Origin of the sequence: Acinetobacter suaedae (assembly GCF_008630915.1) — a bacterium.
Classification (GTDB): Bacteria; Pseudomonadota; Gammaproteobacteria; order Pseudomonadales; family Moraxellaceae; genus Acinetobacter; species Acinetobacter suaedae.
The window spans coordinates 2,497,250-2,510,074 of record NZ_CP043909.1 but is presented as its reverse complement, the minus strand read 5'-3'; the positions used below and the strand labels follow the sequence as shown (position 1 = coordinate 2,510,074).

Genomic DNA, 12,825 nt, shown 5'->3' with positions numbered 1-12,825 from the left:
CTCGACTATGTTGTGTAAGGCTTTAAGAGATTGAACGAATGACGATCAAAAACATACTGATTGATTTAGATGGGACATTAACCGATCCTAAAACAGGAATTCATGGTTCGATTCGTTATGCGTTAGAAAAGCTCAATCAACCATTGGCGGATGAAGTTGATTTAGATTGGACGATTGGCCCACCTTTGAAAGCCTCATTAGCAAAATTATTAGATACTCAAGATGATGATTTGGCCGAACAAGCTTTAGCTGCTTACCGCGAGCGTTTTTCAGTGACAGGCTTATTTGAAAATGAAGTCTATCCAACAGTGGAAGGGACTTTACGGCAGCTACAAACACAAGAATATCAATTATTTCTTGCAACAGCGAAGCCCACAGTTTATGCAAAACAAATTTTGGCTCACTTCCAGTTAGATCAGTATTTTACTGAAATGTATGGTAGTGAGTTAACAGGGGAGCGTACCAATAAAGCAGATTTAATTGCTTATATTCTTGAGCAAGAGCAGTTGAATGCTCAGCACTGCATTATGGTGGGAGATCGTCAATATGATGTCATTGGTGCACGCGCAAACGGGATCGAAACTATTGCTGTGAATTATGGTTATGGAACAACGCAAGAGTTAGCTCAGGTACAACCTGTTGCATATATTTCTGAATTTGGCCAATTGATTGAGGTGGTTGATCAATTAAATATTGAGCGAAAGGTTTCATAACTATATTGATCAAAAAGCCTCGAATGATCGAGGCTTTTATTAATTAAACATTATGTTTTAAGCGGTATTGGACTAATTCTTCAATACTGATCACCGTCAGACCATGGGTTTGTGCATAAGCAAGAACTTGAATGCCAGAGGCCATTGAGCCGTCTGGATTGGTTAATTCGCACAACACACCTGAAGGTTTTAAGCCTGCTAAACGGGCGAGGTCAATCGTTCCCTCAGTATGACCACGACGAGTGAGCACACCACCATCACGTGCTCGTAATGGAAATACATGTCCTGGGCGACTGAGGTCACTTGCTACAGCACCGTCTTGAGTCGCGGCGAAAACAGTCGTCACGCGATCTTTGGCCGAGACACCTGTGGTTACACCTTGAGCTGCTTCAATTGTTACCGTAAATGCGGTTTTGAACTGACTTGAGTTATCCACGACCATAGGCGGAAGAGCTAAATGATCAGCCAATGCTTCAGTTAGGCATAAACAGACGATGCCTGAACCATCACGAATCATTTGTGCCATGACTTCGACTGTTAAAGTTTCAGCAGCAATGATTAAATCGGCCTCATTTTCACGGTCAAAATCATCCATCACCAACACGGGTTTGCCTTGGCGAATGTCTTCTAAAGCTTGTTGAATACGTTGTTCAGCTGGGGAAAGGGCTGAAAAGAAAAGTTCGGGTTGAATTAAACTCGACATAATGAAACGCTCTCGTAAATAAGCTACGGTTGAACATTTCAGGACTGATGTAAAAATAAGCGCGTACCAAAACAAACCAAAAGATTGTTTCGGTGGTTTCGTCTTCTTTCATCCGGACTATACCGTCGGCTTTGGCATCTCACCAAATCTGCGAGTATATAAACATATATACCAGCTCGTGGGCTGATTAGGTCATTTATGTTTAATGCCTAACTTACCACCGGTGGGGAATTTCACCCCGCCCTGAAGCGATGTAATTTGATTATAGCTAAAGTTGCTCTGAAAAAGAGAACTTTTTATAGAATGAATCGTTCTATAAAAATGAAAAAATATGATGATGGGGGGGCAATGTTTTTATTTTTTGCAAAGTTACCAATATTTTTTAATTCAGCTTACACTGAACAGATAAAACAACAATAACACGGAAGAATGGAAGATGAGCAAAGAACCAACAAAAGAACAAACAGTAGCCTTAGAGCAGCTTGCACAGCAACTTAGGCGTCCTGTGATGAGCTTTCAAGATTTTTCACAATTATCTGAGCAGCATCTTGTTTGGCTCAATCAGCAACTACAGCAAACCATTGAAGATGAAAATCGGAAAATCAATCAGCATTTGTTTCAAATGCCTTTTTTTCTTCGAGCCTTGTTTCGATCAAGAAATGACAATCGGTGATGTATATGACTCGATTAGCTGTACATGCAGAAATCATAAAGCTTGCTCATATCTTGAAAGTATCAGAGCAGCAATTGGATTTTTTACAGTCACTTGCACCAGAGAGTTTAAGACAATTTCGTTTTGCAGTTATTGAGTTGCTGCAAGATCAACAAAAAACACGTTTTCGTTATTTGGCATCGTGGGTGAGTTGGTTACCCAATCGATTTAGTGTTTTCTTAGTAAAAAGATTTTTAGATCCTCTGATTGTGGCGCAAATCGCCGTACATTTATCGACGGAAAATTTATATCAGATTGCGAAGCATCTACCTGCAGATACGCTTGCTGCTATTTCAGTGTATTTAGATCCGAGATTGGCGAGAGAGTTGTTGGTCTATTTTACGACACATCAAATTAAGGACATTGCCAATATTCTGTTGCAACAGCGTGATTTTGTCACCATGGGGCGTTTTGTTGGGATGTTAGCAGATGATGTTGTTCAAGATGTTGCGCAGATGATTGAGCAAGAAAGTGATCTGCTTGAGATTGCATTTTATATTGAATCTAGGGAGCGCATAGATCATCTTGTTCATGTCTTACCCAAAGTACGAATTGAGAAAGCACTTTTGATCATTTGTGATCCTGCACAACGGTTGGTTTGGCCTAAGTTATTGGCGTTGATGAGTCATATTGGTTATGAGTTAAAGCGTGATCTAGGCGATTTAGCTGTAAAACAAGGGGAAAAAGTCATCAATGCTATTATTCAGGCAGCGCAAGAAGATCAGTTGTGGGAGGATATGTTACCAGTGGTGGCATGTTTATCTGATCACGCTCAACGTTATGTTGCGAATCTACCCGCACTAAGACAGGCTGATATTATTCAAAGTATTGTGGCTGCAGCGGATCATTGTGACTTATGGCCAGATATGTTGGTTGTTGTAAATTATATGCAAGATGAGGCAAGAGAAGCTGTTGCAAAAGCAATTGCACAGATTGATGAGGAGGTGTTACAACACATTGCATATGCTTCTTTGGTTCGTTCCCAATGGAATGTCACTTTTGATGTTGTACGACGGATGCCACCGGAAAAACAACAGCAGTGTCAAAGGATTTTAGATGCATATATGCAAGAGTTGGATCTGGAAACTTATCAATATTTAGATCAATTGATGGATCATTATCAGATACAAGCACCAAGAATAAATAACATTTAGACATGGGGGAGTGTATCTCGAATCGGGAGTAGTGTTTCTATTGCATGTTGATATCCTCGTTCGACCAGTTCATCGAGTTTATTCCAGTCAAACATGCCAATACCTTCGATGGGCATACGAATATGTAAATGAGCACGTTCAATTGCGGCTGTTTGAATCATGGTGTCGCTTGCCAGAGTTGCAGTACGCATTAAAATTTCAGCGAGTTTAGGTGCTGGTAATAGCTTATCTTTAATTAGTTTATTCCAGTTGAGTAAGGCACTTTGATCAGGTTCATCTAAACCAATTCCTGGGACACGAATGTCATCATTTAAACTGACATTGCTTGCGATAATTGTTCCTCTCTCGAGGTTTTGCATTACATCGGTAGGCAGATTGTTGATCACACCACCATCACATAATAAATTTTCATGCCATGCGACAGGGGGAGCGACACCAGGAACACTCATACTGGTGCCCACCCATGTTGCAAGCTCCCCTTGATCATGGATGACGGCTTGCCCTGTAGACAAATTAGTTGAAATACAATAATAACTTTGTCTGAGTTCTTCGATACGACGTTGCCCAAAAATAGCCTGTAACCGACTATGGAACCTTTGACCGCGTATTAATGACACTCTTGGCATGGTGTAATCATTGAGATAATTGCGTGCAACAAAGGTCTCATAAGCAATATGGGTCATTTCAACACTATCAAAACCGCATGCCACTAAGGCTGCTACAAAGGCTCCCATACTCGTTCCACCGACGATATCAATGGGAATATGCAGTTGTTCCAATGCGCGTATGAGACCAATATGAGCAAAGCCACGAGCACCACCTCCACCCAGAACCAGTCCGAGTCCTTGGCTTGAAATCTGTCGAGCCACAGCACTGATATCAGCTCGTGCCCATGGATGGATAAAATAATGAGCACGGGCTCGATAGAGCCGTTTCCATTCTAGTGTATGTGGAGAGGGATCACCCTCCGAACGTAATACAACCAATTCAATTGGACTTTGCCATTGATGTTGATTTAATACATCCACTAAGGGAGTGTGTATTGGCGTTAAATTTGCTTCGGCGAGAATTAAAATACGGTCTGCTTGATGTAAACAACGCTTTGCCCATTCATCAGAATGACTGTGGGCTGCGTATAACACATAACAATGCTTTTCTTCTAAACTGGCTAACCATAAACGTAATTTTAAATCATCAGCACTGTAATCCAAGGGTGTTTGGCTAAAGCCACTGCCAAATAATGCATCTACATGCGCTGCTGTAATAAGACGAACATGTGGCCAACGTTGCAGATGTTCAGTTAGTTTTTCGGCAAGATGAATTGCGGGTATCTGCGGTGCTGTGGGAACAATTGATAATGTGCGGCTATGACTCATTGCATGGGTATGTTGTAACTCTGGTTGTGAGCGAGCAATGATTAATCGAGATAGCGCCAATAACACATTTGGATGCTTGTAGATAAAATCAATAAACTGTTGTTGAGGTATAGTCAGTAGAGCGGTATCTCGTATTGCATGTACTGTACCGTGATGTGGATGTTCGGAAATGACACCCATTTCTCCGATGATTTCGTGATGTCCTAAGTAGGTTGACAATCCTGTTGTGGATGTGAGTTTGAGACGTCCATAGACAATAATATACACATGATGTGCTGGATCATGCGCTTGATAAAGTCGCTGACCTGTATGTAAATATTTGATTCTACATTCACTTGCTAGGTCTTGCAGTACCGCATCATCAAGCTCTGCAAGTATAGTGACCTTACGGAGTGTTTTAATCATATCCATATATTTAAAATTATCGTTATTTTCTATTTATTTAATAAATACTGATCGCGTATTGCAAGTCTGGTTGAGTAAATTAGCAGGGCATTTGTAGGTGTTTTTGTATGTTGGTCGGGTGATTGAATAAAATCCAATAAAAAAGCCAGTTCATTTTTGACTGGCTCTTTTGGAATCTTTAAAGCTTATGCAATTTGGACAGGAATACAGTTTGCTGTGTGATTTACTGTATTGTCTGGGTTTGCATAAACTAAACGTGGTTTATGTGCATTTGCTTCAACTTCAGTAAAGTCACCAAAAGTTGCAATAATGACTAAGTCGCCTACATCAGCTTGATGTGCTGCACCACCGTTGACTGAAATGATACCTGAATCATCTTCACCACGAATTGCATATGTCGTGAAGCGTTTGCCATTAGTTACGTTCCATACGTGAATTTCTTCGTATTCACGGATCCCTGCTAAATCCATCAACACACCATCAATTGCGCAAGAACCTTCATAATGAAGTTCAGCATGTGTCACAACTGCACGGTGAATTTTACATTTTAATAAACGAGATAGCATGGCTAGCGTCTCCTGAGTAAGACCTAAGATGAATATCTTATGGTTGACTTGTCACGTTTTCCGCAGGCTATAGGCGGTTTGATGCGCATTTTGCGCCTAAATGAGCAATATGGCAAGCGTGATTGTTCAACAATTCAGTTCAAGGTTAAGCGGGTTTGTAAGCATTAATTTGATTCATGGCGAGTGAAACTTGTCCATCAACAAGTAGTTTCACCTTTGACAGTGCATGATCAATAGCAGCATCCATCAAGTGTTGTTCGCTGCTTGGTGCTTTATTCAGCACGTGGCCTGAAACACGCTCTTTGGAGCCTGGGTGTCCAATTCCAATTCGTAAACGATGAAAATTAGCACCAATATGAGGAACAATATCACGTAGACCATTGTGTCCGCCGTGTCCGCCACCTGATTTTAAACGAATTACGCCAGGATCCATATCAAGTTCATCATGAGCAACGAGAATTGATTCAGGAGAAATTTGATAAAATTTAGCGAAAGGGGCAACACTGTGACCAGAACGGTTCATAAACGTTGTTGGTAATAATAAGCGTACGTCATGACCTTCAATCTGACCACGACCGCTGAATCCATGAAATTTTGGATCTGCTTTTAGAGAAATACCATAACGATCAGCAAGTTGTTCGACGAACCAAAAACCTGCATTGTGACGGGTCTGGGCATATTCCTTTCCAGGATTGCCCAAACCAACAATTAGCGAAATTTTTGACACTAATTTACGCCTTTAACACTTATGCGCGTTTGAAGTCAGCGTGCATAGGTGTGTTTTTAGCTGGGTGACGTTGTAACGCTTGGATTTTAACGCTTTCAACTTTGTCACCGATTTTGATTTCGATTACTTCTTCAAAGAAAGCGTTATTTTCTAAAGCTTTAACGATTTCACGAAGTTCTAAAGTGATTGCTACAGGCTCAGCACTACCACCGTAGATGATTGCTGGAATTTGAGCTGCGTGACGAAGGCGGCGGCTCGAACCTTTCCCTTGTTGTGCAGCTTCACGTGCTTGAGCATTTAATACGAAGTTTGCCATGGGCATATCCTCATTGGAGTTTAATGAACTAAACTTGCGACCAGTTTAGTGATAGAAAACCCCGCCAAAAGGCAGGGCTTGAAAAAAGCTGGGCTATTATAGATAACTATCGAACATTGCGCTAATAGATTCTTCGTTATTAATACGACGAATTGTTTCAGCAACCATGCTAGCAACAGAAACTTGGCGAATTTTACCTAAGTTCATTGCTTCATCTGAAAGTGGAATGGTGTCAGTGACAACCAATTCATCAATCACAGAATTTTGTAGGTTTTCAATTGCTTTACCTGATAAAACAGGATGAGTTGCATAAGCAATAACACGGCGTGCACCAAATTGTTTAAGTGCATCAGCAGCTTTGCAAAGCGTTCCTGCGGTATCTACCATATCATCAACGATGACACAGTCACGATCTTTAACATCACCGATCAAATGCATCACTTGTGACTCATTTGCTTTTTGGCGACGCTTATCAATAATTGCTAAATCGATATCACCTAATTGTTTGGCAACAGCACGCGCACGAACAACACCACCAACGTCAGGTGAAACCACCATCAAGTTATCATGTTGTTGTTGACGTAAGTCAGCAAGTAATGCTGGCGTACCGTAGATGTTATCTACAGGGATATCAAAGAAACCTTGAATTTGGTCTGCGTGTAAGTCAATCATTACCACACGGTCAATTCCAACAGTTGTTAGCATGTCAGCTACAACTTTAGCTGTAATTGGTACACGAGCAGAACGTGGACGACGATCTTGGCGTGCATATCCGAAGTAAGGAATAACCGCCGTAATACGACCCGCACTTGCACGACGCAAAGCATCAGCCATGACCAAGATTTCCATCAGGTTATCATTGGTTGGCGCACAAGTAGATTGAACGATAAAAACGTCTTTACCACGTACATTTTCAGTGATTTCAACTGAAATTTCGCCATCAGAGAACTTGCTAACTGAAGCAGCACCTAAAGGGATATGTAAATGACTTACGACTTTTTGAGCAAATTGTGGATGAGCACTTCCACTAAAAACGACAAGATTGGGCATGAAGCACCTGAGCGAGGATTACGTGAAGCAACGCTTCACCCGAGCGCAAGAGAAAAATCTATGATTTTCCAAAGAGGGCTATATGAAGAATACTTCACCCAAGCGCTAAAGAAAAATTAAAAATTTTTCCAACGGGTAGTTTAAAAAGCAATCTATTATATGGCAGGGGCGGCTGGATTCGAACCAACGGATGGCGAGATCAAAACCCGCTGCCTTACCACTTGGCGACGCCCCTAATGCGGCAGAACTTTAATCGTTTTACTTGATATTGTCAATATATTTGATCAAACATCGATATAAAACAAGTCTGTCTAAAGATATGGCAGGGGCGGCTGGATTCGAACCAACGGATGGCGAGATCAAAACCCGCTGCCTTACCACTTGGCGACGCCCCTAAATTTGATGATCTGTAATGGCAGGGGCGGCTGGATTCGAACCAACGGATGGCGAGATCAAAACCCGCTGCCTTACCACTTGGCGACGCCCCTATTACATACATCATTTACAGGTGAAAATTGGCAGGGGCGGCTGGATTCGAACCAACGGATGGCGAGATCAAAACCCGCTGCCTTACCACTTGGCGACGCCCCTAACGTGCAACTTTGAAATGTCTTAACGGTGATTCTGTCAAACTGCTTACCAAGTAAGATTTACAAGGTGCATTTTTCAAGATTAACTCGACATTCATTTCATCAGTTACTTCAGTAAAAACACAAGCACCTGTACCTGTAAGCTTTGCTAGACCAAACTGATCTAAATATTGCATTGCTTCTTCAACTTCGGGATATAACGATCGAGCCAAAGGTTCAAAGTTATTTCCAAAACTGGAAGGTTCTAACTGATAGGCGCAAAATTTAGTGATCTTAGAGTCTCTTGTCAATGTTTTTTGTGAAAATAACAATTGAGTGCTGATAAAACAGTCAGGTTTTAGGATTATGAATTTTTTTTGAGCTAAGTCTATGAATGATAAATGTTCACCGATACCTTCAGCCCATGCATTACGTCCAAACACAAAGATCGGTACATCAGCGCCAAGTTGCACACCATAGTCGGCAAGTTGCTGCTCATTTAAGTCACATTGCCATAGTTGATTCAGTACGATGAGTGTCGTTGCAGCATTGGAAGATCCTCCGCCTAAACCCGCACCCATCGGAATATTTTTTTCAATATGAATCTTCAAGCCACAAGGTTTTTTTGCATGTGGACGTAATAGTTGTGCTGCACGATAGATTAAGTTTTGTTCGAGTTTTACGTCTGCTAAGCCTTCAATTTGAATTGTTTCGCTTACACAGGGTTCAAAACTCATCCAATCATATAAATCAATCAGTTGGAAAATAGTTTGTAGTTCATGATAACCATTTTCACGGCGACCCGTGATGTGCAGAAACAAATTCAGCTTAGCAGGAGAAGGTACTTTAATCATATATCTAAGTTATCGATTTTGAATGACCATTGTAATACGGTTTTCTTTGCTCTCTTCAAGTGCTTGTTTGAGCAAGAGCTTATTTGGCAAGGTTTGACCATCGTTGTAGCTAAAATCAACTGTCCAACCATCTTCGATGATTTGCTTTAAACGATTGGCATCATCTCGTGCTACTTGAGCATGTAGGGTAGCTGGTTTAGCCTGTATCCAATGTGTGAGGTGCATGATTGGAGCTTGCCAGCCTGTTGCTTTTTCTAAAAGCTCTTCAGGTGAGCTTGCTGTGATTAAACCTGTTTTCGAGCTATTGAGTGTAACCTCACCAGGTTTGCCTTGGATCTGAGTTTTTCCAACACCTAAAATTCCTGTCAGTTCAATATCAAACTGTTCTTGCTGCTGGATCCATGTGAAAAATGCGCTACCAGATTGCTGTGGGGTCCGCACACCAATTTTCCCTTGTAAACTGAAATTATTTTCATCTTGGATTTGTGGCGAAATAATCGTTTTTTTAGGTTGGCTTAGATGCTGACAACCTGAGAGTAACAAAATGCTACTGCTACATAATGCAATGCATAATTTAGGGAAAAAACGCATGGATTTAACTCTTTTTTACAGTGACAGGTAAGATTAAGCTATCAAGTTGTTGTAATTGTGGGGCATTCGCATGTTTTTGTTTCAATTGCTGTAACACCTCGCTAAATTCAGTGAGTGACCCTTGCATATAGAGTGCTTTGGCATATCGAACACCGATATTGATATTTTGACTGAGTGAGTATGCTTGTTCGAGTACATTGACTGCTGTATCAAAATCATTTTGTAAAAATGCAATATAACCCAGCGTATCTAAAATAGAGGCTTGTTCGGGTGCATATTCAAGTGCGAGTTCAGCATATTTACGCGCTTCTTTGAGACGGCGGTTTTGTAGTGCTAATGTGTAGGCATATGCATTCAGATAGGTTGGACTATTGGGTTCTATACGTAAAAGCTGTTTGAGTGCTTTATCTAGTTTATCGCGATCAGTGTAAGGATCAAGCAGTAACACTTCCGCGTAAAGTAGCTCTGGATCATCGGGAATATTCTTAATCGCCTCATCAAGTAGCGCTAATGCCGCTTCTTTATTATCCATTTTCTTTAAAATATCAGCTTGTGCCTGATATAAAAAACTCGCATGTTGTGGATAATTAACACGCTCTTGTGTCAAAAATCTTAAAGCATCATTGAGTTGTTGTTGTTGCTCAAAAATTGCAATCATGTTGCGACGAGAAACGATATACAAGTTCCCATCAACCAAGCGATAGTACGCTTTGGCTGTTTCATAGTGCTGTTTACGTTGTGCATTGATAGCAAGGTAGTAATAAGCTTCATTTTGATATTTTTCAGAGTTACGCAATTCAACCAAATATTGTTCAGCAAGCTCGTATTGTTTTAAATCAATACTGGTTAAACCTGCAATAAATAAAGCTTCTTCAGCATGGGGATGATCTTTAATAATTGCTTGCAGCTTATCAAAGGCTTGCTGCTGTTGATTCATTTGAATGTAATAGCGTGCTTCAGCCAAACGAATATCTAAATTATTTTTATTTTTTCTACTGGCGCGGGCCAACCATTTTTGTGTTGCCGTATCATCACCCAAAGCCATCAAAATATTGGCTTTCATTAAGATGAAACTTGTTGACTTTGATCGTTTTCGTAGTGCACGGTTGATATTTTTGAGTGCTTGTTCATACAAATTATCTTGTGCTTCTAGACCCGCAATTAATGCCAAAATCGAGGGATTATTTTTTTCCTTACTCGCACGTAATGCATTAAGTAAGATTTCTCGATCCTGTGCTTGTTCTGGTGCAATCCCTGCTAGAATTTGCTCTAAATCAGCAGTAGCATCAATATTTAAAATCTTGTCTAGGGTTTTCGCAGCGAGTTCATACTCATGTGTTTTTAAAGCGATATGTGATAAGTAGAATAAAGCAGGAACATCTTTTGGTTCTTGTTCTACCCAATGCGTTGCAATATCTAATGCAGCTTGCAAATCATCATATTCCAGTGCAATGTCAAGTGCACGTTGTTTGATCGTGGTGGAGTTGCTGCGAATTGCCAGTACGGTATAGTTATGTAATGCGGTTGGAATATCATCGTAAGCAAGCGAAAACTCCGCAACCATGCTCTGTTTAAGGGCATATTCAAAGCTCTGATCCGCATACATGTCGTGTATTGCTTGTGCAGAGACGTAAGCACTCATACTACCTAACAATAAGATTGTGGTAGAATACCGTCTAATCGTCTTGCCGCTAAACTGGATGCGGCGAAATAGCTGACGCAATTTTTATTGATCCAAAGTAATGCTTTTTATGACACCGATGTTGCACAATAACATAAATTTAGCGAAATGATGATCTGATATGTCTTTCTTTGCATTGGGTGTCAACCATCAAACAGCTTCTGTCGAATTACGTGAGCAGATCGCTTTTAATGCAGAGCGGTTAGCTACGTTATTGCATGAACAGCACCAACACTCAGCCCTTAAGGATTTAGTGGTGGTGTCGACTTGTAATCGAACAGAAGTCTATGCCATGACGGAGGATGCGGATAGCATCCTAAATTGGCTTGCCCAAGTGAATAATATTGATGTAAAACAGCTTATTCATCATGTTTATCGTTACGAAAATGCTCAAGCAATTACACATTTAATGCGTGTCGCAAGTGGTTTGGATTCACTTATGTTGGGTGAACCACAAATTTTAGGGCAGGTCAAAAGTGCTTTAGCTTTATCAAAAGATGCTGAAACGGTTTCTCCTGAGCTGAATGGGATTTTTGAATACGCTTTTTATGCAGCAAAGCGTGTACGTTCTGAAACATCGGTTGGTAGTCATGCAGTCTCAATGGGTTATGCCGTTGCTCAGTTAGCATCTCAAGTGTTTAGCCATCCAGAAAAACTCACGGTCATGGTGGTTGCAGCAGGAGAAATGAATAGTCTTGTTGCAAAGCATTTGGCTGAAATGGGTGTTGCGAAGATTATTATTTGTAACCGCAGTCGTGAACGAGCGGATCAATTAGCACAAGAAATTGCACATCAAGTTGAGATTGAAATTATTCCATTCGCAGCATTGGCGCAAAATTTGCACAGAGCAGATGTAATTTCAAGTTGTACAGGAAGCTTGCATCAAGTGATTGAATATAAAGATGTTAAGAGTGCATTGAAAAGTCGTCGCTATCAACAAATGTTAATGGTGGATTTGGCTGTTCCGCGTGATATCGATCCTAAAGTTGAGTCATTAGATAATGTTTATTTGTATGGCGTTGACGATTTACAAAGTGTTATTGATGAAAATCTAGCACAGCGTCGTCAGGCTGCGGTTGAAGCAGAGTTTATGGTCAATCAATTGGCGACCCAATTGATGACCCAGCAAAAAGTGAAAGAGGCGAGTGGTACGATTCAGGCCTATCGCCAACACAGTGAAGAAATTAGCCAAAAAGAATTAACCCATGCTTTGGAAGCTTTACAGCATGGGCATGCTGCTGAACAAGTATTGCAAGAGTTTGCACACCGTTTAACCCAAAAGCTTATGCACCCGACTTCGATCTTATTAAGAGAAGCTGCTAAAGCAGAAAACCCTGATTATTTTGAATGGCTGCAGCAGCATCTACAAGATGTGTTTGAGCATGAGCGTAAGCCAAAGCATTAATTT

13 protein-coding genes, 4 tRNA genes and 1 riboswitch are annotated in these 12,825 nt (G+C 40.8%); of the genes, 4 read left to right on the top strand and 13 right to left on the bottom strand.

Annotated elements, in window-relative coordinates:
- The first annotated feature begins 38 nt into the window (after positions 1-38).
- Positions 39-713, top strand: a complete 675-nt coding sequence (locus F2A31_RS11615) for an HAD-IA family hydrolase (RefSeq protein ID WP_005081494.1) — start codon at positions 39-41, stop codon at positions 711-713.
- A 43-nt stretch (positions 714-756) separates the two neighbouring features.
- Here F2A31_RS11615 and ribB read toward each other — a convergent pair whose 3' ends face one another.
- Positions 757-1,416, bottom strand: a complete 660-nt coding sequence (gene ribB / locus F2A31_RS11610) for a 3,4-dihydroxy-2-butanone-4-phosphate synthase (protein WP_005081497.1) — start codon at positions 1,414-1,416, stop codon at positions 757-759.
- A gap of 96 nt (positions 1,417-1,512) precedes the next feature.
- Positions 1,513-1,670: riboswitch (FMN riboswitch) on the bottom strand.
- Between the two features lie 182 nt (positions 1,671-1,852).
- Between ribB and F2A31_RS11605 the strand changes: the two genes are divergently transcribed.
- A complete protein-coding gene (locus F2A31_RS11605; RefSeq protein WP_150026505.1) occupies positions 1,853-2,089 on the top strand; it encodes a hypothetical protein in 237 nt (78 codons plus the stop codon).
- Positions 2,090-2,094: 5 nt separating this feature from the next.
- A complete protein-coding gene (locus tag F2A31_RS11600) occupies positions 2,095-3,282 on the top strand; it encodes a hypothetical protein (RefSeq protein ID WP_171490596.1) in 1,188 nt (395 codons plus the stop codon).
- On the opposite strand, the gene F2A31_RS11595 is transcribed toward F2A31_RS11600, so the two are convergent.
- The 12 genes from F2A31_RS11595 to F2A31_RS11540 form a co-directional block, all read right to left on the bottom strand.
- Positions 3,279-5,069: a patatin-like phospholipase family protein gene (locus tag F2A31_RS11595; RefSeq protein WP_150026503.1), complete on the bottom strand. Its 1,791-nt coding sequence runs from the start codon at positions 5,067-5,069 to the stop codon at positions 3,279-3,281. The genes F2A31_RS11600 and F2A31_RS11595 overlap by 4 nt on opposite strands.
- Positions 5,070-5,248: 179 nt before the next feature.
- Positions 5,249-5,629 (bottom strand): aspartate 1-decarboxylase, encoded by a 381-nt coding sequence (gene panD / locus F2A31_RS11590; protein ID WP_004638150.1) that lies wholly within the window; start codon positions 5,627-5,629, stop codon positions 5,249-5,251.
- A 145-nt stretch (positions 5,630-5,774) separates the two neighbouring features.
- Positions 5,775-6,356, bottom strand: coding sequence for an aminoacyl-tRNA hydrolase (pth, locus tag F2A31_RS11585; RefSeq protein ID WP_150026502.1), 582 nt, complete (start codon positions 6,354-6,356; stop codon positions 5,775-5,777).
- Positions 6,357-6,375: 19 nt separating this feature from the next.
- The gene (rplY, locus tag F2A31_RS11580; protein WP_150026501.1) at positions 6,376-6,672 is read right to left on the bottom strand and encodes a 50S ribosomal protein L25; all 297 of its coding nucleotides are present in this window, start codon (positions 6,670-6,672) and stop codon (positions 6,376-6,378) included.
- Positions 6,673-6,768: 96 nt separating this feature from the next.
- Positions 6,769-7,722 carry a ribose-phosphate pyrophosphokinase gene (locus F2A31_RS11575; RefSeq protein ID WP_004638154.1) on the bottom strand — a complete coding sequence of 318 codons (954 nt, stop codon included), beginning with the start codon at positions 7,720-7,722 and terminating at the stop codon, positions 6,769-6,771.
- Between the two features lie 160 nt (positions 7,723-7,882).
- Positions 7,883-7,957: transfer RNA gene (locus F2A31_RS11570), tRNA-Gln, on the bottom strand.
- Between the two features lie 85 nt (positions 7,958-8,042).
- Positions 8,043-8,117 (bottom strand) — tRNA-Gln (locus F2A31_RS11565).
- An 18-nt stretch (positions 8,118-8,135) separates the two neighbouring features.
- Positions 8,136-8,210: transfer RNA gene (locus tag F2A31_RS11560), tRNA-Gln, on the bottom strand.
- A 28-nt stretch (positions 8,211-8,238) separates the two neighbouring features.
- Positions 8,239-8,313, bottom strand: a tRNA-Gln gene (locus F2A31_RS11555).
- The gene (gene ispE, locus F2A31_RS11550) at positions 8,312-9,145 is read right to left on the bottom strand and encodes a 4-(cytidine 5'-diphospho)-2-C-methyl-D-erythritol kinase (protein WP_150026500.1); all 834 of its coding nucleotides are present in this window, start codon (positions 9,143-9,145) and stop codon (positions 8,312-8,314) included. The genes F2A31_RS11555 and ispE overlap by 2 nt, the downstream gene beginning before the upstream one ends.
- Before the next feature lie 9 nt (positions 9,146-9,154).
- Complete coding sequence (lolB, locus tag F2A31_RS11545; protein WP_150026499.1) at positions 9,155-9,736, bottom strand: lipoprotein insertase outer membrane protein LolB; 582 nt, start codon at positions 9,734-9,736, stop codon at positions 9,155-9,157.
- A 4-nt stretch (positions 9,737-9,740) separates the two neighbouring features.
- A complete protein-coding gene (locus tag F2A31_RS11540) occupies positions 9,741-11,459 on the bottom strand; it encodes a tetratricopeptide repeat protein (RefSeq protein WP_150026498.1) in 1,719 nt (572 codons plus the stop codon).
- 79 nt (positions 11,460-11,538) lie between these two features.
- Between F2A31_RS11540 and hemA the strand changes: the two genes are divergently transcribed.
- On the top strand, positions 11,539-12,822 hold the full coding sequence (gene hemA / locus F2A31_RS11535; protein ID WP_150026497.1) for a glutamyl-tRNA reductase: 1,284 nt from the start codon (positions 11,539-11,541) through the stop codon (positions 12,820-12,822).
- Positions 12,823-12,825 lie beyond the last annotated feature (3 nt).

Coding starts and splice junctions, on each gene's coding strand:
- F2A31_RS11575 (WP_004638154.1), bottom strand. CDS start 7,722: ATGCCCAATCTTGTCGTTTTTAGTGGAAGTGCTCATCCACAATTTGCT.
- F2A31_RS11615 (WP_005081494.1), top strand. CDS start 39: ATGACGATCAAAAACATACTGATTGATTTAGATGGGACATTAACCGAT.
- ispE (WP_150026500.1), bottom strand. CDS start 9,145: ATGATTAAAGTACCTTCTCCTGCTAAGCTGAATTTGTTTCTGCACATC.
- lolB (WP_150026499.1), bottom strand. CDS start 9,736: ATGCGTTTTTTCCCTAAATTATGCATTGCATTATGTAGCAGTAGCATT.
- F2A31_RS11600 (WP_171490596.1), top strand. CDS start 2,095: ATGACTCGATTAGCTGTACATGCAGAAATCATAAAGCTTGCTCATATC.
- F2A31_RS11605 (WP_150026505.1), top strand. CDS start 1,853: ATGAGCAAAGAACCAACAAAAGAACAAACAGTAGCCTTAGAGCAGCTT.
- rplY (WP_150026501.1), bottom strand. CDS start 6,672: ATGGCAAACTTCGTATTAAATGCTCAAGCACGTGAAGCTGCACAACAA.
- ribB (WP_005081497.1), bottom strand. CDS start 1,416: ATGTCGAGTTTAATTCAACCCGAACTTTTCTTTTCAGCCCTTTCCCCA.
- hemA (WP_150026497.1), top strand. CDS start 11,539: ATGTCTTTCTTTGCATTGGGTGTCAACCATCAAACAGCTTCTGTCGAA.
- panD (WP_004638150.1), bottom strand. CDS start 5,629: ATGCTATCTCGTTTATTAAAATGTAAAATTCACCGTGCAGTTGTGACA.
- F2A31_RS11595 (WP_150026503.1), bottom strand. CDS start 5,069: ATGGATATGATTAAAACACTCCGTAAGGTCACTATACTTGCAGAGCTT.